This is a genomic window from Amycolatopsis sp. cmx-11-32 (assembly GCF_047608695.1).
In the GTDB taxonomy this organism is placed as follows: Bacteria; Actinomycetota; Actinomycetes; order Mycobacteriales; family Pseudonocardiaceae; genus Amycolatopsis.
In genome coordinates, this window is the sequence record NZ_JADNQN010000014.1 from 199,915 (window position 1) to 222,101 (window position 22,187).

The 22,187-nt window shown below is 65.9% G+C and carries 18 protein-coding genes and 1 pseudogene; 9 read left to right on the top strand and 10 right to left on the bottom strand.

Annotation, left to right across the window (positions count from 1 at the left end; translation table 11 throughout):
- Positions 1-110 precede the first annotated feature (110 nt).
- Together ACM6LR_RS32935 and ACM6LR_RS32940 are read right to left on the bottom strand one after the other, a co-directional pair.
- Positions 111-1,004, bottom strand: coding sequence for a LysR family transcriptional regulator (locus tag ACM6LR_RS32935; RefSeq protein WP_414941733.1), 894 nt, complete (start codon positions 1,002-1,004; stop codon positions 111-113).
- 740 nt (positions 1,005-1,744) lie between these two features.
- Positions 1,745-2,287 carry an NB-ARC domain-containing protein gene (locus ACM6LR_RS32940; RefSeq protein ID WP_414941732.1) on the bottom strand — a complete coding sequence of 181 codons (543 nt, stop codon included), beginning with the start codon at positions 2,285-2,287 and terminating at the stop codon, positions 1,745-1,747.
- A 180-nt stretch (positions 2,288-2,467) separates the two neighbouring features.
- On the opposite strand from ACM6LR_RS32940, the gene ACM6LR_RS32945 reads away from it, so the two are divergent.
- The 7 genes and pseudogenes from ACM6LR_RS32945 to ACM6LR_RS32975 all read left to right on the top strand — a co-directional run bounded on the left by ACM6LR_RS32945 (position 2,468) and on the right by ACM6LR_RS32975 (position 10,554).
- The gene (locus tag ACM6LR_RS32945) at positions 2,468-3,013 is read left to right on the top strand and encodes a nuclear transport factor 2 family protein (RefSeq protein ID WP_414945190.1); all 546 of its coding nucleotides are present in this window, start codon (positions 2,468-2,470) and stop codon (positions 3,011-3,013) included.
- Between the two features lie 360 nt (positions 3,014-3,373).
- Positions 3,374-3,821: pseudogene (locus tag ACM6LR_RS32950) on the top strand (SDR family NAD(P)-dependent oxidoreductase).
- A 955-nt stretch (positions 3,822-4,776) separates the two neighbouring features.
- Complete coding sequence (locus ACM6LR_RS32955) at positions 4,777-5,082, top strand: hypothetical protein (RefSeq protein ID WP_414941729.1); 306 nt, start codon at positions 4,777-4,779, stop codon at positions 5,080-5,082.
- Between the two features lie 501 nt (positions 5,083-5,583).
- Positions 5,584-5,973, top strand: a complete 390-nt coding sequence (locus ACM6LR_RS32960; protein WP_414941728.1) for a DUF3224 domain-containing protein — start codon at positions 5,584-5,586, stop codon at positions 5,971-5,973.
- A 123-nt stretch (positions 5,974-6,096) separates the two neighbouring features.
- On the top strand, positions 6,097-7,326 hold the full coding sequence (locus ACM6LR_RS32965) for an MFS transporter (protein ID WP_414945191.1): 1,230 nt from the start codon (positions 6,097-6,099) through the stop codon (positions 7,324-7,326).
- A 117-nt stretch (positions 7,327-7,443) separates the two neighbouring features.
- Positions 7,444-8,367: a LysR family transcriptional regulator gene (locus ACM6LR_RS32970; RefSeq protein WP_414945192.1), complete on the top strand. Its 924-nt coding sequence runs from the start codon at positions 7,444-7,446 to the stop codon at positions 8,365-8,367.
- Positions 8,368-9,642: 1,275 nt separating this feature from the next.
- Positions 9,643-10,554 carry a LysR family transcriptional regulator gene (locus ACM6LR_RS32975; RefSeq protein ID WP_414941723.1) on the top strand — a complete coding sequence of 304 codons (912 nt, stop codon included), beginning with the start codon at positions 9,643-9,645 and terminating at the stop codon, positions 10,552-10,554.
- Between the two features lie 906 nt (positions 10,555-11,460).
- Here the strand turns inward: ACM6LR_RS32975 and ACM6LR_RS32980 are convergent.
- Complete coding sequence (locus ACM6LR_RS32980) at positions 11,461-12,066, bottom strand: TetR/AcrR family transcriptional regulator (RefSeq protein ID WP_414945193.1); 606 nt, start codon at positions 12,064-12,066, stop codon at positions 11,461-11,463.
- Between the two features lie 73 nt (positions 12,067-12,139).
- Here ACM6LR_RS32980 and ACM6LR_RS32985 point away from each other — a divergent pair, with 73 nt between their 5' ends.
- Together ACM6LR_RS32985 and ACM6LR_RS32990 are read left to right on the top strand one after the other, a co-directional pair.
- Positions 12,140-13,117 (top strand): quinone oxidoreductase family protein, encoded by a 978-nt coding sequence (locus tag ACM6LR_RS32985; RefSeq protein ID WP_414941721.1) that lies wholly within the window; start codon positions 12,140-12,142, stop codon positions 13,115-13,117.
- Between the two features lie 131 nt (positions 13,118-13,248).
- The gene (locus ACM6LR_RS32990) at positions 13,249-14,391 is read left to right on the top strand and encodes a LysR family transcriptional regulator (protein ID WP_414941720.1); all 1,143 of its coding nucleotides are present in this window, start codon (positions 13,249-13,251) and stop codon (positions 14,389-14,391) included.
- On the opposite strand, the gene ACM6LR_RS32995 is transcribed toward ACM6LR_RS32990, so the two are convergent.
- The 7 genes from ACM6LR_RS32995 to ACM6LR_RS33025 all read right to left on the bottom strand — a co-directional run bounded on the left by ACM6LR_RS32995 (position 14,384) and on the right by ACM6LR_RS33025 (position 22,186).
- Positions 14,384-15,202, bottom strand: coding sequence for a carbohydrate ABC transporter permease (locus tag ACM6LR_RS32995; protein WP_414941719.1), 819 nt, complete (start codon positions 15,200-15,202; stop codon positions 14,384-14,386). The genes ACM6LR_RS32990 and ACM6LR_RS32995 overlap by 8 nt on opposite strands.
- A gap of 9 nt (positions 15,203-15,211) precedes the next feature.
- The gene (locus tag ACM6LR_RS33000) at positions 15,212-16,162 is read right to left on the bottom strand and encodes a carbohydrate ABC transporter permease (protein ID WP_414945194.1); all 951 of its coding nucleotides are present in this window, start codon (positions 16,160-16,162) and stop codon (positions 15,212-15,214) included.
- The gene (locus ACM6LR_RS33005) at positions 16,159-16,998 is read right to left on the bottom strand and encodes a metallophosphoesterase family protein (RefSeq protein WP_414945195.1); all 840 of its coding nucleotides are present in this window, start codon (positions 16,996-16,998) and stop codon (positions 16,159-16,161) included. Before ACM6LR_RS33005 ends, ACM6LR_RS33000 begins: the two co-directional genes overlap by 4 nt.
- Positions 16,995-18,377 (bottom strand): ABC transporter substrate-binding protein, encoded by a 1,383-nt coding sequence (locus tag ACM6LR_RS33010; protein WP_414945196.1) that lies wholly within the window; start codon positions 18,375-18,377, stop codon positions 16,995-16,997. Before ACM6LR_RS33010 ends, ACM6LR_RS33005 begins: the two co-directional genes overlap by 4 nt.
- A 28-nt stretch (positions 18,378-18,405) precedes the next feature.
- A complete protein-coding gene (locus ACM6LR_RS33015) occupies positions 18,406-19,512 on the bottom strand; it encodes an ABC transporter ATP-binding protein (RefSeq protein ID WP_414941715.1) in 1,107 nt (368 codons plus the stop codon).
- Positions 19,513-19,646: 134 nt separating this feature from the next.
- Positions 19,647-19,835, bottom strand: a complete 189-nt coding sequence (locus tag ACM6LR_RS33020) for a hypothetical protein (RefSeq protein WP_414945197.1) — start codon at positions 19,833-19,835, stop codon at positions 19,647-19,649.
- 50 nt (positions 19,836-19,885) lie between these two features.
- Positions 19,886-22,186 (bottom strand): ATP-binding protein, encoded by a 2,301-nt coding sequence (locus ACM6LR_RS33025; protein WP_414945198.1) that lies wholly within the window; start codon positions 22,184-22,186, stop codon positions 19,886-19,888.
- Position 22,187: the final 1 nt, after the last annotated feature.

The following is a 22,187-nucleotide window of genomic DNA, read 5'->3' on the forward strand; positions in this document are numbered from 1 at the left end:
ACTCAAAGGACCCGGATGCTTACGAGGGGATTCTTCTCAGGATTGAAGGTCGTGTGGAAGGGCGCCGCTTGCTGTGATGTGGCAGCCGGGACAGGCAATGCGACCCGATCTCAAAGGCGTGACCGGGACATCTCTCTTACCGCCGCGGCGAAGGCGGCGACCAGAGGATTGGTGCTCGACAAGGGATAGGCGATCGCGATGCGCAGGGGCTCGATGTCGGTGATCGGTAGCCAGACGAGGTCCGGTCGGGCGTAATAGGTGGCCATCGATGACGGTCCGATGCAGATTGCCAAACCACCCGCGACCTGCTCGAGCATCTCCTCGACGTTATCGTTCTGCGGTCCCCACACCGGTTCCGAGCCATCTGGACGAGGGTTCACCGCCCACCAGTCCACCCAAGGTTTCGGTGCCTTGCTCGTCCACATGATGGGTTCGGTCTGCAGGTGCTTGATGGTCACGCTCCTCCGCTTCGCCAACCGATGGTCGGCGGCGAGCCCCACCATGCGCTGCTCCAGCGCGACGACCTCGGTGTGCAGGCCGTTGGTGTCGGCGGGCAGCCAGATGAATGCCGCGTCGACGAGGCCGTCTCGAACCGCTGCGACCTCGCCGCCCCAGTCGAACCGCTTGGGTTCGATGACGACATCCGGAAGGCGCTGGGCGAAGCGCGCACGAGCCCTGTTTGTGAGAGGTCCCGCCCCGGATGCTTCGAATCCGATTCGCAGCACACGTCCTTCTAACGCGGCTACTCCGCGCACCGTTCGTTGCACGGCTTGCCAATCGGAGACGAGCGCCGTGGCCAGCGGCATCAGCGTTTCGCCGGCCGCGGTGAGGAGCACCTCCCGGCTTGTCCTGGTGAACAACGTGACGCCGAGGTCGGACTCGAGTTGCCGGATCTGCCTGCTCAGCGACGGCTGGGTCACGTATAGTCGCTCGGCGGCTCTGGTGAAGTTGAGTTCCTCGGCGACCGCGGCGAAATACCGGAGCACACGGGTGTCGATGTCCATCTCGTGCCTCCTTTGATCGGTGATCTGTACGTCCAGCGTATGGCGAGAAGCCTTGAGGGTGGGTGTCTTTCCTCTGTTTCCCTGGCCAGGGGGCACACCGCGTGTTCGTTCGCGTCAGGGTGGCCGCACTGGTGACGCTCGCGGCGTCGGCCGCTCGACTGTCACACCGGCGTCCGCAGTCGCCGGATTCCGGCGACCACCGCCCTACCTCAGACGCAGGTCGCAAATCAGCACGATGTGGAACTTCTTCAGCCTGGACCTGGCGAGGATCCCTGACGCGGCGAGCGTCTATAGCTCGAACGGTATTGCCGATCGCCTTTTCGCATTGTCATCTTCTTGCGCGACGGTATGGCGTCGGCAAAACTCGTCGAGTGACTTCGCGCGTTTACATTGCGCGGGTTCGTAGTCAAGATGGGGGGTGTAAGATGCGGAACCGTGAGTACTGAGCTTCGATAGAAGTCGCTGTGATCGGAATATGGGCGCGATGATCCTGAAGGTCGCGGAGGGCGCGAGTCTTTAATCGAGATGCTCACACTGGACACGAGGGTGACGGTTGTGGTGCCGTCCTTTGTGGCGAAGGGGTGCATTGGTGCTTACGTCGTCCAGCGTCTGAAGAACCCGTCTGACTCAGGCGGAAGCGCGGGTGATGGACGGGACGCACTCCTGCCCATCACCCGCGTGTTCAGCCGACGGGTGGGCTGCGTAACGACGATTCGGCAGACCGGCTGCGGCAGAGGCCTTCATCGAGGCCGGACACCTGGAGCCAGCCTCTGGACGAATTGCCGCATGGTCGCGTTATCTCTGACGTATTCCGCGATGGTGGCCAAAGACAGCGGAAGGTATCCGCAATACCCGACAATGGAGGCCATGTCAGCCCGTTCCGTCTCGACGCGTTCGGAGTCCACGAATTTTCCGAAGAGTTCCATCGCTTCGTCATGCATGAGCACGTCCATCGCGATGCGTTCTCCACTGTAGGCCACGGCAAGGCCCCGTAACTTGTTCTTGCTCGTGATGATGACTGATTTTCCAGGGCCGGGTAGCAGCGGAGCCACCTGGGTGTAGGTCTCCGCGTCGTCCAGCAGGATCAACATCCGCCGTCCGGTCGTGGTCGTGCGGAAGAGGGGTGCGCGCTCGTCGAGCCCCTCCGGTATTTCAGAACGTGATCGGCCGAGAGAATGCAGCATTGTCCCCAGAACATGCCGTGCCGCGGACGGAGGTGATCCTGGCGCGCTCCGAAGGGTGACGAATGGCAGACCGTCGGGGAACAGGTGCGACGACTTCACGCCGGCTTCGGCTCACGCTCGGTAGCGACTCACGGCGTCCCAGCCGCACACGGTCATCCGCGTGGAGCTGAGCCCGCACCTGGTTCTCCTGCGATGTCCCAAACGTATGAAGGCGAGTATTGGACCTTCTGGAGTACTGGTGCTTGCCTTGGGGAAGTGCCACTCCGGAAGGAACAGACTGTGGAAAACCGAAGCACACCTCTCGACAGGGCGTCAGTCCTGCGCGCGGGCGGTATAGGGGTCGCCGCGCTCCTGGCTGGATCGCTGACCGGTGGGACGGCCTCCGCCGCGCCGGAACGGGCGCGTGAACACCCGAACGTGACCCTGGTCCGCCGATACTACCAAGCCTACGGTACTGGTGATCTTGACGCGCTGAGGCGGTTCTTCGCGGCCGACATCCGATGGACGATTCCAGGGCATCACCCGCTCGCGGGAGTGAAGACGGGTCCGGACGAGGTGATCGCCTTCTTCGAGCAGCTCGGACGATCCGGTTTTCGGGCCGAAATCCTGTATCTGGCCGCGGACGGCGATTGGGTGGTCGACCTCCATCGTGGGTGGAGCACCACTCCGGCCGGTCTGGACATCACGTGGGCGCTGGCCTACCGCATCCGTGATCGGAAGATCACCGAGGCCGTCAACTTCGCCGGGGACCAGCACGCGGCGGACCAGTACTTCTGGCGGCACTACCCGCTCGCGCGGATCCCCGATCGCCTGGAACAGGACTGAGCCATGAGTGACGGATTCACATCACGACGTCGTGTACTCGCCGCGGGCGCACTGGGGCTCGCCGCCGGCACCCTTGGCCCGGTCGGCGCAGCTTCCGCTGCATCACCGCGGAGGGGGCGGTTCGACGGTAAGATCGTGTTGATCACCGAAGCTACGTCGGATATCGGCGCCGCCACGGCAAGCGCGATGTCGGTGAAGGGCGCGAAGGGGTGCTTCTGCGGCCGTCGCGAATAGCTCGGCCGGGAGGTCGCGCATGGTATCCGCGTCAGCGGCGGTGGCGCGACGTTTCATCGAGCGGACGTCCGCAACGAAGCCGAAGTGCGCGCGCTCGTCGAGGGCTGTGTTCGCCGATAGGGCCGGTTGGACAACGCCGTAGCCAACGCGGGGATCGAAAGTCCGAAGGCGGCCCCGCTCGCCGAACACACCCTGGCCGATCTGGAGAACGTCTGGCGTACCAACACCGCCGGTGTCTTCCTGGGAATAAAATACGAAATCCCGCGCATGCTTGCGCAAGGCGGCGGGGTCATCGTCAACACCGCGTCCATCTCAACGGAGGTCGGATTCGCCACCATCGCGCCGTACAACGCGAGCGACAATCGGGTCGCATCCCTGACGAAGGTCACGGCTCTCGAGTACGCGGACAAGAACATCAGGGTGAACCTACGAACAGATCGCGCAGGGCTCTCCGATCAAGCGCATCGTGCGACCGGAGGAGATGGCGACCGCGGTGATGTGGCTCAGCTCACCCCAGTCGAGCGCTGTGACCGGAACCGATGTCGACGCCAGCGGCGGGTACCTGACCGGGTGACGGGCTCAAATGCTGGTGCGAACCAGAAGCCGCGGCCGTCCAGGAGTGATTCTCGGATCCAGCGCATCTGGGTGTTGCCGGGTTTGATCTGCGGTAGCACCCAGAGTGCTTCTCGGGGGTTACCACGTCCCGTTCAGTCGTTCGCATCCTGCCCCGCTACCTGCGTGGAAGGACTGGGGCGCGGGCGAACCCTTATAAGGCGTCCGGGTGTCCGAGCTGGTGACGGCCATGAAGCTCGCCAGACCATGGCGAACGCGGTCTTCATGGTGGTTTCAAGCAGATGGCATGACATCGTGGCCGGTCTCGAACTTCGCCTGCAGGGGAGGCGCGCGGGAATTCTACGGCGCTGCCGTCGAGCAGATCCTCTGCCGGAGTGGTGAAAGCCTTGTCTGGAACAGTGCAGCTGGTTGACCGGCCTGCCGGTTCAATGCTCTTGACGCAAACGTAACACTTCGCTTGTCGGCCGTGTGAGGCGCTGGGCAGGTAATGGAGTGGTTGCCCGCCTACCAGGATCGAAACCGAAGCAGGGGCTTGGCTTCACGAGATCGAATATTCCGATCAGATCATGACCGCGGCGAGACGTGCATGGATGTGCGCCCGGTTATGGATCCGCATGGAAGAGGCATGGCTGAATCTGGGGTCCTTCCATGTCCTGGCGGCGCACAGGGTGTTGAATCGGTGCGTCGACAGCGTTCGCTGTTCGTGAAGTGTCCGGATGAATCGGTTGGTATACGACGAGCCGATCCGGACGACGCACTCAGTGCCAACTCGGTCTCTGACTGTGTCGTGAGCTTAGGTGTGACTGTCTGGTGAAATGGTCCGCATGCGATCGGCTGAAGACCTCCACGTTTGGTCGATGGACGCGTGATCCGAGCGCCGTTGCCGTCATGAGCAGACGGCCTGCCCGTCACTCCCCACGTGCCACCCGAGAGCCGCGGCGCGGAAGGACGGCGAAATGAACCGGATCGGCGGCAAGCTGCCGCTGGACGGTCTCTCACTCTTGCACAAGCAACTACAGGAACTCGTGGTAGTGCTCACTGTCGCGTCCGGTCCGGCCGACGTGCGGATGTTGCTGGGACGGCTCGCCGGCACGGCGATCAGCCTGGAGCAACTGCTGGCGACCGAGGATCCGGTGATCCTCGACTGCCTGCGGGCAGCCTTCGTGCACGCGGCCTGGGACCGGACCGACGAACTGCGTGGTGATCTTCTCGATGCGTCCCGCCATCTGTTCGTCCTGCTCAAGTGCAGGGAGGGCTCCTGATGGTGCAGGAGAAACACGCCGCTAGGCGGGACTTCCCGTCCCCTCCCGGCCCGGTCAACGTCACCACCGGGCCATTCCGGCGGGTCTCCGTCAGCTTGAAAAGTTCGGCGTTCCTGCCGACGAAGGTCGTCAACTCCGCCGGAATCCGCCACGTTACGCCGAATGCCCTTGCCAGGCTCATCCTGATTCCTCCTTGTTGTTTAGATCTCCGTTCGTGGGGCGAACCCATTCCAGTCCGAGGCGGAATAGTCATGTTCCGACGACGTTCGACCGCGCGCAACTCGTGACCGGGGCCGAAGTCCCATGTGCGGGTGAACGATTCGTTTCGCTGGGTAGCAGGGAGCCCGCTGGATAACCATCAGGATATGGATCGCAACTCTAATTGCATTGCGCCGGTCTTGCCTGTCGAGAAGGCTTGACGGCAAAGTAACGCCGTTCCCCCGATGGTGGATCGCGCACTGCCTCAGTAGCGCCCCGCGCTCACGGAAATGATGAGAGTTCATGAAAGAAGTGACCGGCCGATTCGACCTGGACAGCTGGGACGAGGACGTATACGACGAGCGAGAAGGCGTTCGCCTTCTGCGCGTACGGAACACCAAGACCTTCCAAGGAGGAATTCAAGGTGTCAGCGAAGCGAACCTGCTTCAAGTGCTGGCTCACAATGGCTCGGTCTCGTATGTTGGAATGGAGCGAGTGCGGGCCAAAATCGATGATCGAGAGGGTGACTTCGTACTGCGCCACTCCGCGTACGGGAATGCCGGAGGTGGACTCGCGATCATCGAGGTGGTCGCGGACTCGGCCGGTGGCGACCTGAACGGGCTCAAGGCGATGATGGACATCAAGCGTTCGCCCGAGGGTGAACACACCTACGTCTTCAACTATGAGCTGTGACGACCGCTGTTCGTTACGTCGTGACAAATTCTGGCTCCCGGTCGTGTCAGTCTGGTGACAGCTTTCCGGATACGAGGCAGGGTTGCGATGTATGGCCGGGCTTCCCTCGTGTGAGAGCCCGCGTTGACAGACCACGGTGAAGCCCGCGGCTGGCGGGCCGCGCTGGCGGTCGAGGACTTCCGGGCACTGTGGATCGCCGAGATGGTGGCTTCAGCGGGTGAACAGCTCGCGAGGGTGGCGATGGCCGTGCTCGTACTGGCACGTACGGGTTCGGGGTCGCTTGCCGGGCTGACCTACGCATTGACGTTCCTGCCCGCGGTGGCGGGCCCGCTCATCGCGGGCGTCGCCGATCGCTACTCGCGGCGTGCCGTGCTGGTGATCGGAGATCTGGCGCGTGCGGCGCTGGCCGGTCTCATGGCCGTCCCCGGGCTGCCGTTGCCACTGTCGCTCGGATTGCTGCTGGGTCTGCAACTGATGGCGATACCGGCGAAGGCGGCCCGGGGAGCCATGCTGCCCGACATCCTTCCGGGAGACCTGCTGGTCACGGGCCAGTCGGTGAGGCTTGTGACGCAGCAGATCTCACAGATCGCGGGCTTCGTTCTGGGAGGCGCATTGAGCGGCATCGCGCCCGAGGCGGCCTTGGCGACGTACGCGATCTGCTGTGTGGGTTCCGCGGCCGTCATCGCCCGATACGTGGGCGCTTGGTCGCCTCCGGAGGCGACCCGCCGCGGCTACTGGGGGTCGAGCTGGGACGTAGTCCGTGTCATCTGGGGGCATGCCGGGTTACGGGTGCTCGCCTTGCTCGCCTCCCTTCTCGGGGTGACTGTGGTGCCGGAGGGTCTCGCGGCCGCCTATGTCGCCGAGATGGGCGGCGAGTCCTGGCAGGCGGGTCTGTTGATGGCCGCTGATCCCGCCGGGATGGCTCTCGGCGCCTACTTGCTGGGCAGCCGGCTCATCTCCGCCGAAAGGCGGCTCGCGTCGATGGGACCGCTAGCCGCCGCGGGAGGACTTCCGCTTCTGGTGTGCCTCGCCCGTCCGGGCCTGGTCGTGTCAGCCGTGATGTTCATGCTGGCCGGAGCGTGCACCGCGTATCTGGTCGTTGTCGGTGCAACGTTCAGCCGACTCGTCCCGGTCACTTCACGGGGGCAATGCATGGGGCTCTTCAACTCGCTGCTGGCCGGCTCGACCGGGGTCGCCGTTCTCGCCGCGAGCGCTTTGACGTCGTTGGTGGGACCGGCGGTGAGCATCGCCGCGGCCGGCGCGTTCATCGTGACGGCCGGTTTGGTGGCGACCGTGCTCTGGCGCCGAGTGCCCCTGTCAACGGTGACGGAACCGAAGTCCACAGTCGGCTGACGCTCAAGCTGGATATTATTCTTGACGACCGAAGGCTGGGGAGTGCGAATGTCACCGACGTGCGCAGTCAATTGAGTTGCGCAGATGTCTGGTGGGTCATTGGAGTAACCTGTGGTCATGACAGGTGATGTCGGGGATCGATCGGCTCCCACCGTGCACCAATTAAGAATGTTTCTCGTACTCGCCGAAGAGCTGCATTTCGGCCGGGCGGCGGCGCGGTTGTACATGAGCCAGCCCGCGCTGAGCCGTCAGCTGAGCGCGCTGGAACGCCGGCTCGGTGTCGAGCTGGTCTCCCGTACGAGCCGATCGACCTCGATCACAGCGGCCGGTCTCGCCATCCTGCCGGACGCTCGCATGGTGGTCCACGCGGTGCGCAGACTGCAGCGTTTGGCAGGGGAGCATACTCGCGGTCTGGCGGGCCGGGTAGTGATCGGCACGGTCGGCGCGGAGGCGACGATGGCGCACACCGTGGCGATCCTCGATGAGGTGCGCAGGCGTCACCCCGCCCTCGAACTTGACGTCCGACTGCTGGGCCTGGGTGAGCAATATCTGAGTCTGAGCACCGGCGAAGCGGATCTGGTGTTCTGCCGCCCGCCTGCCGCGGAGGACATTCGGACGCTTCACCTCAACAGTGAGCCTCGAGTCATTTGTGTGGCGACGGACGATCCGCTGGCCGATAGGGGCAGTGTGCGGCTCGTCGATCTGGACGACCGGGTCGTGGCGTCGTTTCCGGCTGAATGCCCCAAGGTCTGGCGCGACTTCTGGGCGGCGGATCCGCGTCCGAGTGGGGTGCCCGTCCGATATGGACCCGTCGTCTCCGACGTCGAGTCCCTGTTCGCGCTGGTCGCGCGGGGTGGAACGATCGGTTTTCAACCCTCGGCGGCTCGGAATCTCTTTCCGCGACCAGGAATCAAGTATCTCGACGTTGTCGACTTGAGTCCGTGCACTTCCGCACTGGCCTGGCATGTCTCGGCGGAGAACCGGCCGGTCGTCATTGCTGTTCGCCAGGCCGCGCTCGCCGTCTGGCGAGCGAACGAGTGACTTTGACTCTGGTCTCCTAGCGGCGAGGACGGGCCCGCGACCGGCTGGTTCGTTCGCAAGTGCACATGCTTTCTAGTATTGCGGGAGCCGGGTGTACTCGGTCGAACGATATCCTGCACTACACCCTCTGGTGCTTCTCCAATGTGATGATATCCGAAACGTCATCGGTTGGCTGGCCTCTTGCATCGTTTGTCCCCCGGAAACTCCACGCCTTTGCCGGCTGTGGGAGGTAGGTTGTGAATTACGACGTTCGGTGCACCGGAATCTGGCCCGCGTCGCTGAGAGCTGATGGACACTGGGGGTAGTCAACGTGGCGAACATGAGAGTGAAGGCTATTCATATTCTGTGTGTCGACGGCCGGTTTCGATCGGAGACTAGCTGTCTGGAGTACTTCGAAACGGCGACTGCTCATCTCCCTGGATAGTGCCGTTTCGAGCGGCGGCCCCGGCGACTCTCCCCTTCACGGTCTCCGGGGCCGCATCTTTATCGACCGAATTTCGATGGTCGCAGATACCTTGTGTCCCGTAGGGGCGCATGTTTGACAGGAATGAAAGTCGCTCAACGTCGTCAGAGGAACGCGATGCACCAACCGCCGGGGAGGGGGCAGAACACTGTCTTCGTCTCCGTTGTCATTTTCGCCGCAGTGCATTGGTTCTGTTCGTACTCTACGTGACGTCACGGATCGTGAAGTTGCCAGCCTGATCGGCGCCGAGGCAAATCCGACGGTGCGGTCGGTTTTGGCCGGTGGTGACGTGGGGATGACTTCGTGTTGTTTCGTAGCTCTCAAGGGCGTCGGCAATCACGTGACCGGAAATGTCCATCCAGGTCAGGGTGTTCGGCGCTACCACCGCGGGACTACTACGCGAAGGTCCCCGACCATGTGCATGGTTCAGCCCTTGGGTGGGTTGCGGGACCTGGCAAGCCGGGCGGCAGTGGAGCTGAGCGGATACACCGCGGTCGTCATCGTCAGCCAGGATGGAAGAAGGTTCACCTTCGTGCAGTACGAAGGGTCCGAGAAGGGCATTTTCGTGACGGAGTCAAGCGCTATCGGCGAGGATAGTGACCTGCGAACGAAAATCGCGAAGTTCAAGTGAAGTATCCAGTGAGCGGTGACGATATTCAGCGCCATTCTTTTTCTGATGTCTAGGTGTGATCAGGTGGCCTTTGGCGTCGACTTTTGACGGATATCCTCGTCGCTGGACGAATCTTGATTAGTTGATTTCTGGGTCCTGCCCGGCTTCGGCAGGCACGGGACCGCTGGGGGATGAGGCAGAGATGGACCATTGGACCGCGCCAACGGTGCACCAGCTACGTATCTTTCTCGTGCTGGCCGAAGAGCTGCACTTCGGTCGAGCGGCCACGAGGATGTTCATGAGCCAGCCGGCGTTGAGCCGGCAGTTCAACGCTTTGGAACAACGTCTCGGAATCGAACTCATCATCCGTACCAGTCGCACGGTGAAGTTGACGGCGGCGGGTAAGGCGCTACTCGCCGAGGCGCAGTCGATCGTCACTGCGACGCAGGTTCTTCACCGTGTCGCGACCGAATACACCCGAGCGGCGACGGGGAAAGTGGTCGTGGGCACGATCGGTGCCGAGGCTGCGATGGAGCATACTCGCCGGGTGCTGGCCGAAGCAGTGGAGCAGCATCCCGATCTGCAGATCGAGGTTCGGCTGCTGAACGTAACTGAGCATTTCCAAAGTCTCTATACCGGCGAGGTGGACGTTGTCTTCTGCCGGCCGCCGGCGCCCGAGCAGATTCAGACGCATCATCTGGCGACTGAACCTCGTATCGTGTGCCTGCCGGCGGATGATCCGCTCGCAAGCAGACGCGAGGTGTCGCTCGCGGAGCTGCGGGATCGGGTGATGATCGACTATCCTGCCGAATGCCCGTCGGCATGGAGAAACTTTTGGACCGTGGACCCACGTCCGGATGGCTCTCCGGTCAAGTACGGGCCGGTCGTTCGGGATGTCGAGTCGCTGTTGGCCACGGTGGCGCAGGGCAGGGCCATCGCGTTCCTGCCGGCGTCGGTGAGAAGATTCTTTCCGCGGCCGGGCATCGTGTTCCTCGACGTCGCGGACATTCCTCCTTGTACCTCGGCGCTCGCCTGGCACGTCAATGGCAGCCAACGCCCCACGGTCATGGCAATCCGTCAAGCAGCAGAGCAGATGTATCCGACCAGCTTCTGAGCGGGTTGGGTCAGTCGACCGTAACCAAGGTCTCACGTCTGCCGGATCGCCGGATGAAGAGCGAAACAACGGCGAGGGTGAATGGGGACGAGTAGAACCAAGGCGAGTGCTCCCAGCGCGCTTGTGGACACGAGGCACGAACCCAGTGCCACTTCCAGTCGGTGTGGCGGCGTACTGGATGGAGAAGCCTTCACCGCGTGAGTCCTTCGAGATGGATGCGGACTCAGAAAGTCTCGAGCTCCGAAGCTTTACGGCATAGAGCTTCTGGGAGCATCGGAGAGTGCAGACTATGCCGAAGCTTCCTTGGGTTCGATTCGCGGGAAGAGCGGCACCGTCTTGGTGAGTGGTAGCCGCAGTTGGCAGCGACAATCTGGCATGATCGGTCAGATTCGGCCGAGCCTCGATAGTCTGCCTGCTACCGGGGGTCAGGCTCGCGTCATGACTCTGCGCGAAATCATCGAGCTGCGGGCAGTTGCTGGTACTGGCTGACGGCTATGCGACAGGTCGTACCTCAGGTCGTGAAATTCTGGTTCGAGCGAGCCGCCCAGGGCACTTCAGCGGGCCTGGGAAGTATTTTTGCGAAATACGGGAGGCTGCGGGCGGTACGCCGTGAACAGCCGAGGACCGCGTGATCACGGCGGCGGGTCTCTGCCCCATCACTGGTCCGGAGCCGGGACCGCGGGACTTTCGCGATCGCCGAAAGAGGGCCATGAGCGGGCTGTCCTCCTCGATGAGGAGACGGTGATGCCGGTCGAGTCCTTGTGCTCATGGGCCCGGACCTTGTCCAACGCGGAGTTTGTCGCCCACCACGATGAAGGACTACGGACCGGCGGTGCGGCGGCGAACCGGCACGGCGGAGAACCGAGTGGAACTGTCGTGGTGGGCGGGGAGGGACGCCGGGAGACATCAGGCAGGCGGGGATTCCAGTAGGGCATCGGTCATGGCGAGCAGGCCTGCTCGGACTTCGTCCATCGTCATGCCGCCACCGTCCACGAGCATGTCCACGAACTCCGCGCGCGGGGTGGTCAGGACCGCGTGGGTGATGAAGCGGGCGTCCAAGTCCGGGCGAGCTTCGGCCACTACCGGCGTCATCGCGGAGTGCCAGGCCAGGTACCTCGCGGTGCTCTTGGCGTTGGCGTGGCCGCCTTCCATCGCTCTCAGCAGCGGACGACCGGACACCACGATCACGTCGAAGAGTTCGCCTATGAAGTTCCGGACGCGTTCCGCCGCCGGGCGGTCTGGAGCGCTCAAGCGGGTCAGCGCGCCCGGCTGCCAGTCCTCGGTCAACTGGTCGAACAGGGCCGCGATCAGGCCTTGGCGGTCGCCGAAGTGGCGGAACGGGGTTCCCTTGCCGACGCCCGCCTCCGCCGCGATGTCCTGCATCGACACGTGGTCCACGCCGGTGTCGCAGATCAGCCTGTACGCCGCCGCCAGTACCGCCTGCCTGTTGCGAATCGAGTCCTGGCGTTCGGCACGACGCCTCGTCGTTGGGTCGACACGCTCCACCGCCATGTCAGTAGTGTATGTACTCTTAAGTTGACCGATGGTCCGGAATAAGAGTGGACCGTTTGAGGAGGGACGCGAGATGAAGGCGATCCGGTTTTACGAGCTGGGCGGGCCCGAGGTGCTCAAGCTCGAAGAGGTGCCCGACCCGACGCCGGGTGCGGGCGAGGTGCTGGTACGGGTGTCGGCAGCCGGCATCAGCTATGCCGAGGTGCAGATGCGGTCCGGCGCGATGGGCGCGCACCCGTGGTTCCCCGCGCCGCCGCTGCCGTTCGCGCCAGGCTTCGAGGTAGCGGGCACGGTCGCCGCTGTCGGCGAGGGCGTGGACGAGTCGCTGATCGGCACGCGCGTCGTCGGTGGGGTCGCGAGCGGTGGGTACGCCGAACTCGCGGTGCTCGCGGCCGCGGCGGTGTTGCCGATCCCGGAGGAGCTAGACGACCACAAGGCGCTGGCGCTGTTAGGTCAGGGCACAACCGCGCTCGGCGTGGTCGAGACGGGCGCGCCCCAAGCCGACGAGGTCGTCCTGGTGCTGGCCGCGGCCGGCGGGGTGGGCAGCCTGCTGGTGCAGCTGGCCAAGCGGTCTGGCGCGACGGTTGTGGCCGCAGCCCGGGGTGCGCGCAAGCTCACCCTGACCGAGCAGCTCGGTGCGGACCTGGCAGTGGACTACACCGAGGACGGCTGGGCGGAGAAGGTTCAGGCCGCGGTCGGCCAGGTACACGTGCTGTTCGACCCGGTCGGCGGGGCGGTCAGCCAGGCCGCGTTCGGGCTGCTGGCCATCGGCGTCGGCCGCGCGGTGGTATTCGGGTCGGCCAGTGCCGAACTGCCCGCCTTCACGCCGGTCGACTTCCTCGCGCGCGGCCTGCAGGTGTCCGGCTTCGGGCCGCGGGTATTCGTTGACCCGGCGTACGGCGCTCGGTTGCGCGCGGAGGCGTTCCGATTGGGTGCCGAGGGCGCGCTGAAGCCGGTCGTAGGCGAGGTGTTGCCGTTATCGGCGGCCCCCGCCGCCCACGAGCTGTTCGAGAAGCGCGGTACCACCGGCAAGATCGTGCTGGTGCCGTGAGCGGCGCGGGGTCACCACCTTGCCCGCTAGTGACCCCGCGGCGTACGGCCCCTCGCTGGCCGACTTTCGGCGCTTCGAAGTCGATGTCGTCCTCACTCCGTGACGCACGGTTTCTACCTTCGGACGGCGCCGTGACCTGGATCGATGGCGCGCAGGTCTATGACGTCGGTGTCCCCAGCGATGTGCACTGGACTCAGTCCGCCAGCGTCACCCCGACCGCTGGGCAGCGTGTGCCTCCGGTGTGGCCGCCGGTCATCGGATCGCCTGCCGTTTGGCAGGTGTGGTTCACCGGGTGTTCGCCGCGGTCGGCGAGCCTGACGGCGGTATCCCGGGCGGAGGACGCTATGGAGTTCCGGCATCTCGAATCGTTCCTGGCGCTCGCGGACGAGCTGCATTTCGGGCGGGCCGCGGCGCGGTTACACCTCGCTCAGCCGTCCTTGAGCCAGCAGCTGCAACGGCTGGAGCGCGCCGTAGGTGTCGAGCTGGTGGCGCGGACCTCACATGAGGTGCGGTTGACCGTGGCGGGTCATGTGTTCCGCGAGCACGCGAAGCTGATCATCGCGCAGTTGGAGAAGGCGGCGCACGGTGCCAGGGAAGCGGCCGCGGGCCGGGCGGGTACGGTCAACGTCGGTTACAACTTCCCTGCGGGCCAGCACGTTCTCCCCGCGGTCCTGGCGCGAATGAACACCGAGTACCCCGATGTGACGGTCGCCTTGTGGGAGAGGCGGACTGGCCCTCAGCTCGCGGCGCTGGCGGCCGGTGAGCTGGACGTGGCGCTCGTCTACGGACACCCGGTGTCGTCGCGGTTCCGGTTCCGGCGGCTGCTCCGGGTGCCCATGGTGGCCGTAGTCGGGCACGAGCACGCATGGGCTGGCCGGCAGGAGGTGCCGTTCGCCGAGCTCGCGCATCAGCGCTGCGTACTGTTCGCCCGGGAGCAGTGCCCGGCGATGTACGACGCGATCCTGGGCGCCGCCGAGCAGAGCGGGATCGCACTGAACGTCGCGCATGTGGTCGACGACCCGGGCGCGACCGCGATCGTCGTGTCGGTCCGTGCGCTCGTCGGGTTCGCCTCGGCGACCCGGGGCACGTCCGTCGGGTCGGTTCCAGGCGGTGTGCGGCCGGTGCCGGTGCGCCTGTCCGGGCCGGTGCCTACGGTCGACCTCTACGCGGTGTGGCGCGCGGCTGAGCCGAATCCGCTGGGGGAGACCTTTGTGCGGTGCCTCGACGATGTTCCCTCGCTTCCGGACACCGAAACGGCCACGCGGGCTACTTGAGGCCTGAGCGGACGAAGGCGTTCACGATGTGCCGTTGCAGCACCAGATACAGTGCGAACACCGGCAGGCACGCCAGTCCGGCGAGCGCCATCAACGGTCCCCAATCGTCGCCCTCTGTGCCCATGAAGCTCCGCAGTCCCAACTGAAGTACGGCGTTGCTGCGCTGCAAGACCATCGCGGGCCAGAAGTACTCGTTCCAGGCGTTGACGAACAGCAGGATGCCCAGCGCGGCCAGCGCCGGGCGCAGGTTCGGCACCACCACGGTCCACAGTGTCGTCCACGACGAGCGGCCGTCCATTGTGGATGCTTCGAGCAGCTCCTTCGGGAATCCGGCCAGATGCTGGCGCAGCAGGAGAACCCCCAGCGCCGAGCAGAGCGTCGGGATGACCACCCCGGCGAGGGTGTTGAGCAAGCCGAGCTGCGAGAGCAGCACGTAGTTGGGCAGCATCGTGACCTGGAAAGGAACCAGCCAGGTGCCCACGAAGGCCAGGTAGAGCAGCCGGGAGAAGCGGAATCGCCAGGCGGCGAACGCGTAGGCCGCCAGAAGGCCGGTGAGCAGCTGGCCCGCCGCTGTGAGCAGTGCGACGAGCGTCGTGTTTCCCAGGAGTCCCAGTACGTCGACCTTGCGGGCCGCGTCGGTGTAACTCTCCAGCGAGAGTGGCCACGGTAGTGGCGATAGCGAATAGATGTCCCCGGGGCGCCGCAACGAGGTCGCGTACAGCCAGTAGATCGGAAAGATGCAGAGGAGGCCCAGCAGGGCGAGCACTACGTGCCCGCGCACCTGGCGCCAGCGGGAATCGACGGTCTCCATCACCGGCTCCTAGTCGTCATGGAAGGTCAGGCGTTCGGCCAGCCACACCAGCCCGGCCGCGACCAGGCCGAACCCGACGAACAGCAACATCCCCGCCGCCGCACCGAGTCCGGCGTCGTAGCTGTGGAATCCGTAGTCCCACAACAGGTAGTAGACGTTCGTCGTGGCGTCGGCCGGGCCACCCTGGGTGAGGGTGTCGATGAGAGGGAACGTCCACTGCGCCGACAGCAGTACCGTCATCAGTGCGAGGAAGACAAGCGTGGGGGACAGGAGCGGCAGCGTGATCCACCGGGTGACCTGCCCGCGCGACGCACCGTCGAGCTGGGCCGCGTCCGCGTAATCGGGATTGATGCCGGCGAGACCGGCCGACACGACCAGCACCGCGAAACCGAGCACATGCCAGCCGGTGATTCCGATGATCGACAGTTGCGCAGGCCCGGTTTCGTGCAGCCAGTTGACGTCGATGCCGAAGATCCGGTCTACCGCACCACCGCCAGGGTCGAGCAGCCAGCGCCAGACCGCCGCGCTCGCCACCGGTGCGACGAGCATCGGCGCGAAGACCAGAGCCTGGTAGACCACACGGGCCCGGCCACGTACCTGGCGCGTCAGCAGTCCTGCCAGCACCGGGATACCGATCGAGAACGGAAGCAGCCCGAGGATCACCGCCACCGTGCGGGTCACCGACTGGCCAAGCTCCGGCAGGTCCAGCAGCCGTTCGTAGTTGGCCCAGCCGACCGGGGTGATCGGGGTCGTGGGCAGAAGGTTCCAGGAGTGGAACGACAGCTGCGCTGTCTGCGCCAGTGGCCGGTAAGTCCACACCACCAGCAGCGCGAGCGCGGGCGCGAGGTAAAGGTACGGCGGGGCGGCGCGAGCGATCCGGCGGGTCAGCGACGGCCGGGGGGAGCTAGGGACCGGCAGCGCGGCGGCCGGAACGGGTATCTCCGCGAACAAGCGGCTCACCCGACCTGTGAGGTGTGCTCGGCGACGAAACGCACTCGCGCGGCCTCGTCCTCGTCGTAGACCGTCACGGCGGCACCGAGTTCGACCGCTGTGGCGACGAAGGCTCCGTCGATCAGGTCGATCCGGCTCAGGCCGCTCGCCGCGGAACCGACCAGCCGCGCGCGGGGCGGTAGCGCCTCGACGCGGTAGGCGAGGGCGGGCGAGACCCAGACCGGAATCCCGGCCAGGGCGCCACATCCGGTGTGGTGCGCGTGTCCGGTGACCACCAGCCGGACATCGCTGCCCGCCAGGCTCTCGGCGAGCCGCCCGGCATCCCGCAGGCGTAGAAGATGCACGGTCGGTACCGGTGAGGGCAACGGCGGATGGTGCACGACGAGGACGGTGCCGCGCGGCGCGGGTTCGCTCAGTTCGGCACGCAACCACTCGAGCTGGCCCTCGTCCAAGTGCCCGTCGTGTCTGCCTGGCCGGGTGCTGTCGAGTACGACGATCCGTACGCCGCCGATCTCGTACACCGCGTGGCACGGTCCGGAACCCGATTCACCGAGCAGCTCACTGCGAAAGGCGGCACGATCGTCGTGGTTGCCCATCGCGTAGACGACCGGGACGCCGAGCCGTTCCACCGTGGCCCGCAGCCGGCGGTAGGCCGCCGGGGAGCCGTCGTCGGTGAGGTCTCCGGTGAGCAGGAGCCCGTGCACCTCGGCGCCTGACCGTGTCACCGTGTCCAAAGCGGACTCGAGCACCGTGCCCGTGGCGATGTGCCCGTGCAACCGTTCGCTCTGGCCGGCGAGGATGTGCGGGTCGCTGAGCTGGATCAGGGTCAGCTCCGGCCGGCTCACTTGCCACCGCCCGGCAGCAGCGGGGTGGCCTGCGCTTTCGCCGCGTCGAGCGACGCTCGCGGGTCGGCGCCCTGATACACGGCTTCCTCGACCGCCTCCATCATCCCGTCCCTGATCTGCAGGTAGCTGGTGCCAGGGAAGGAGACCCACGGCTCCATGTTCTTCAGTTGCGCTAGGTTCGGTTTCACCAGCGGGTTCTGCTGGACCCAGTCCCGGAGGCCGGCGGGGTCGTCGGCGAGCCCGGAGCGCAGCGGCAGGTAGCCGATCTTCGTCGCGATCGTGCCGTATGCCTGCTCGCTGGTGAGGAACTTGATCAATTCCCAGCCGGCGCGCTGCTTGGCCGGGTCGGTGGCGAAGACGAACAGCGAGGCACCGGAGTTGGTCGGCACGACCGGTTTTCCGGTGAACGCGGGCATCGGTGCCGATCGCAGGTCCCACTTGCCTTTGGCGCCCTTGACGAACGTCGCCTGCACCGCACTGGTCTCGAGGATCATGCCGATGTCGCCACGTGCGAAGGCCTCATAGCCCTGCTTTTGTGCGAGTTTCGGGCTGGTACCGGTGTCGACGAGGTTCTGTGCCATCTTCACGACATCGACCGCCGGCTGGTCGGCGTAGCTGAGCGATTTTCGGTCCGCTGCGAGGACCTGCCCACCGTTCGAGCGGACGAGACTCTGGAAGCACCAGTCCTTGGCTTCCTTGGTCAGGCAATCCAGATAGACGCCGCCCTTGCCGGTGGTCTTCTTGATCGCGTCGGCCGCGGTCCGCACCTCGTCCCAGGTGGACGGCGGCTTGGCTGGGTCGAGGCCGGCCTGCTGGAACAGGGAGGCGTTGTAGTAGAGCACCGGTGTGGAGAACACGAACGGCACACCGTAGGTCTTGCCGTCCCAGTCGCCGAGCGCGCGGGCGGTCGGCGCGTACGCGTGGGTCGTGCCGGTGAAGTTGGCCTGCACGGCCTCCTTTCCGACGAGATCGTCGAGCGGTTTGGCGCCGAGCTGGTGCACGGTGAAGTCGAGGTCGCTGAAGCCGAGCTGCGCCACGTCCGGAGGGTGTCCGGCCGCGGTCTGGCTTTGGACGCTCGACACGGTGTCGGTGGCCGGGTTCGGGCTGGTGCCCTGTGGCTTCTGCGCGGTCACTTTGATGTTCGGGTGCGCCTGCTGGAACTTCGCGATCAGCTCGGTGAACGTGTCCGTCCAGGCGCCCGCTTGGCCGAAGTTGTAGCTCTCGAACACGATCGACACCTGCTGCCCGGGCTGAAGCTCCGGCACTCTCGTCACCGGGGCGGCCTGGGTGGATGCGGTGTCGCCGAGGCCGCAGCCGGCCGCGCCGAGTGCCAGGGCCACGCTCAGCGCGACACCGGCCTGGAAACGGTTCTTCTGCATGGGAAAATTGCTCCTTGGGTCAGGGGGGTCAGACGGGGGTGGCCTCGAGAGGAGCGGGACGGGGCTGCCAGACGAGGCGTCGGCCGGAGTGGCGGTCGAACAGATGTACACGCTCCGGAGCGACGGTCAGGCCGACGTGGTCGCCGGCGGCGAAGTCGAGGGGGCGCGGCCCGCGGAGGCAGATCTTCGCGTCACCGGCCGTGCAGTGGACGACCTCTTCGCTGCCGAGGTTTTCCACGAACCGCACGACAGCGTGCAGCGCGGCGGTGTCCGTGGTGCGGGCAAGGTGTTCGGGCCGGATGCCGAGCACGACCTCCCGTCTGGGCGCAGCACCGCTGACACCGAGTGGAACGTCGATTCCCGGTGCCACCGCGTGGAGTTCGCCGCCACGGCCGACAACCTCGGCGTCGAGCAGGTTCATCGCGGGCGAGCCGAGGAAGCCGGCGACGAATACCGACGCTGGTTCGTCGTACACCTGCTCCGGCGTGCCCAGTTGTTCCAGACGTCCTTGGTTCAGCAGGGCGATCCGGGTGGCCATCGTCATCGCCTCCACCTGATCATGGGTGACGTAGACGAAGGTCGAGCCGAGCGTGCGGTGCAGCTGGGTGAGTTCGGATCGGGTCGCCGTCCGCAGTTTGGCGTCCAGATTGGACAGTGGCTCGTCCATCAGGAAGGCCCCGGGGTCGCGTACGAGTGCTCGGCCGAGCGCGACTCGTTGCCGTTGGCCTCCGGAAAGTTCTTTCGGGCGGCGGTCGAGCAGCGTGCCGAGGTCGAGCAGCTCGGCGACCTCCTCGACCTTGCGCCGGATGTCGGCTCGCGGCCGGCGGCGGGCCCGCAACGGGAACCCGATGTTGCGCTCGACCGAAAGGTGCGGGTAGAGCGCGTAACTCTGGAACACCATGGCCAGGTCGCGTTCGCGGGGCGGAGTGTTGGTGATCTCCGCGTCGCCGAGCAGAATCCTGCCGCCGTCGAGCGGGGCGAGCCCGGCGACGGCGCGCAGCAGGGTGGACTTCCCGCAGCCACTCGGCCCGAGTAGTACGAGGAAGTCACCGTCGGCGACGTCGAGGCTCACCGCGTCGACGGCGGTGACCGGGCCGAACCGTTTGGTCGCCGCCTCGATCTGGATCCGGCTCACGCGTTTCAGCCTCCTCGGCACAGGGGATCGGGACAGGGGAATACCAGCAGTCCGCGATGGCGTCGAGGTGAACGAGAACCGAACGACAGAACCGAAAAAGCGCAGTTCAGAGGTTTGCGCAGGGAGTATTGGCGCTACTGGCGCGGCGATCGGAAAAACGAATCGGTGGGCGATCGGAACTGCCCGTCGACGGAAGCGGCGTCGGACGAGCGCTTGCCGTCCAGTGTCATCGCCGGTACCCGGTCGCGCACCTGGGCGCCGGCACTCGCGACCCATTCGACGGCACCGACGGCGTCGTCTCTGACGTGACGTGGTGCCGCCACCGCGTCACCCGATGGGTCGGGCGTGACCGGTGGCAGTGCCCGTGTGAGTTCTACTGGGTATGGGTCGTATCGGTGATCCAGGCGGCGATCTGGACGCGGTTGTTGACGGCGAGTTTGGTCATGATGTGGTCGAGGTGGGCGCCTGCGGTGCGCGGGGTGATGTGGAGGGTGTCGGCGATCTGACGGTTGGTCAGGCCGTGGGCGACGAGTTCGGCGACTTGGATTTCCCGTTTGGTGAGTGGTGTGCGGGCGGGTGTCCGGCGGGAGATACCGGCGGGCTCGTCGGCGAGGGCGAGCTGGATCGCTGTTTGCGGAGGCATGGCGCGGCCGTCGGTGAATTCGGCGGTGGTGGTGTCGGTGCCGAGTGCGTCGACGACAGTGGCGGTGTCGTGGTTGATCGGGCCGGTGAAGGCGGCATAACGGGCGGGAGATACACCGATGGCCGCCCACATGCTGGTGGCGGCGCCGAACAGTCTGGCAGCGCGCCGGTGGTGTCCGTCACGGGCGGCGATGCCGGCGGTGACGGTGAGGACGAACGCGACGATGGATGAGTCCTGTACTTGTTGTTCGAATCGCAGGGTTTCTCGGCAGGCGGTGAGGGCGCTGTCGAGGTTGCCGGTGAGGTACTCGACGGCTCCGAGGGACCACAAGGCCCAGGATCGCCAGAAGATTTCGCCGCGTGTTGTGTACTCGGCGATGCAGCCGGTCAGGATGCGGCGGCCGTGATCGGGGTGGCCGGAGATCGCGGTGGTGGCGCCGTGGTTGAAGCGGGCCCAGAGTTCTCCGCTGAGGTCACCGAGGGTGCGTTGCAGGGCGGCGGACCGGGCGAAGTGGTCGGCGGCCTCGGCCATGTGGTTCGTGATCAGGGCGTCGTAGCCGCGGACGAGGAGGATGTAGGCACGCGCGGAGGTGTTGTCCTCGCGTTCCGCGGCGGCGACAGCGTCGGCGAGGGTGCGTTCGTAGGCGGGCCGGTCGCCTTGGATGAGGGCCAGGTACGCGCAGGTCAGCAAGGCGAGCGCTCGCCCTGGGGCGTCCGGGCGGGCGGCCTGGAGAAGTTTGCCCAGGTGCCGGCGTCCTTCGGTGGTGAGGGCGCGGATCAGCCAGAATTCTTTGATCTGCAGGGCCATGAGCATGCCGAGGACGGCGTCGTCGGGGTTTTCGCAGCAGTAGTCCAGTGCTGTGCGGAGGTTGGCGTGCTCGCGGTGGAGCCGCTGGCTCCACCGCAGTTGGTCTGGACCGAGCCAGGCTCGTTGGCACCGGCTTGTGAGTTCGAGGTACCAGTCGCGGTGGCGGTGCCGGATCCGGCCCGACTCGCCGGTGGCGGCGAGTTTCTCGTGTCCGTATTGGCGGATCGTTTCCAGGAGCCGGTACCAGACCACGCCGTGGCGTTCCTGGCGTAGCAGGATGGATTTGTCCAGGAGGCCCTCGATGAGGGTGAGGGTGTGTTCGGCGGGGATCCCGTTGCCGGTGCAGACCGCTTCGGCGGCGTCGAGGTCGAAGCCGTCGGCGAACACCGACACCCGTGCCCAGAGCAGCTGTTCCTGTTCACAGCACAGCTCGTGGCTCCAGTCGATCAGGGCGCGCAGGGTTTCGTGTCGGTCCGGGCCGAATCGGGGGCCGCGGGCGGTCAGGAGCGCGTAGCGTTCGTCGAGGCGCTCGATGATTTGCCGGAGCGAGAGCGCGCGCAGGCGGACGGCGGCGAGCTCGAGCGCCAGCGGCAGGCCGTCCAGTTGCCGGCACAGCCGGGCGACGTCGGCGGCGTTGGCCTCGGTGATCCGGAACGAGGGCAGTACCGCCGCGGCGCGGTCGGTGAACAAGCGCACCGCGTCGACCCTGGTCAGGTCCGGGCTGGTGACACCGGGATCCGGGACGGGCATCGGTGGCACGACCAGGACCAGCTCACCGGCGAGCTGGAGGGATTGCCTGCTGGTCGCCAGCACGACGACACTGGGGCAGTGCCGGACGACGGCGTCGACAAGCTCGGCGCAGGCGTCGATCAGGTGCTCGCAGTTGTCCAGGACCAGCAGCAGGCGACGGGTCCGCAGCCCTTCGAGGAGGACCTCGAGCTGGGGCCGCGCGGACTGGTCGGCCAGTTCCAGCGCGCCGGCGACCGTGCCGGCCAGCAGCGCCGGGTCACCCAGCTCCGCCAGCGACACATACGTGACGCCGTCGGGGAATCCGGGGCCCGGTGCCCGGGCGAGCCGGACGGCCAGCCTGCTCTTGCCGACACCGCCCGGTCCGGTCAGCGTTACCAGGCGCTCGGACTTCAGGGCACTGGCGGCGTCCTGGAACTCGGTGCCCCTGCCCACGAAACTCGTCAGTTCCGCGGGGATTCCCGCGACGCTGCCCACG

Coding starts and splice junctions, on each gene's coding strand:
- ACM6LR_RS32975 (WP_414941723.1), top strand. CDS start 9,643: ATGGACCATTGGACCGCGCCAACGGTGCACCAGCTACGTATCTTTCTC.
- ACM6LR_RS32935 (WP_414941733.1), bottom strand. CDS start 1,004: ATGGACATCGACACCCGTGTGCTCCGGTATTTCGCCGCGGTCGCCGAG.
- ACM6LR_RS33010 (WP_414945196.1), bottom strand. CDS start 18,377: ATGCAGAAGAACCGTTTCCAGGCCGGTGTCGCGCTGAGCGTGGCCCTG.
- ACM6LR_RS32995 (WP_414941719.1), bottom strand. CDS start 15,202: ATGGAGACCGTCGATTCCCGCTGGCGCCAGGTGCGCGGGCACGTAGTG.
- ACM6LR_RS32980 (WP_414945193.1), bottom strand. CDS start 12,066: ATGGCGGTGGAGCGTGTCGACCCAACGACGAGGCGTCGTGCCGAACGC.
- ACM6LR_RS32985 (WP_414941721.1), top strand. CDS start 12,140: ATGAAGGCGATCCGGTTTTACGAGCTGGGCGGGCCCGAGGTGCTCAAG.
- ACM6LR_RS32955 (WP_414941729.1), top strand. CDS start 4,777: ATGAACCGGATCGGCGGCAAGCTGCCGCTGGACGGTCTCTCACTCTTG.
- ACM6LR_RS32960 (WP_414941728.1), top strand. CDS start 5,584: ATGAAAGAAGTGACCGGCCGATTCGACCTGGACAGCTGGGACGAGGAC.
- ACM6LR_RS32970 (WP_414945192.1), top strand. CDS start 7,444: ATGACAGGTGATGTCGGGGATCGATCGGCTCCCACCGTGCACCAATTA.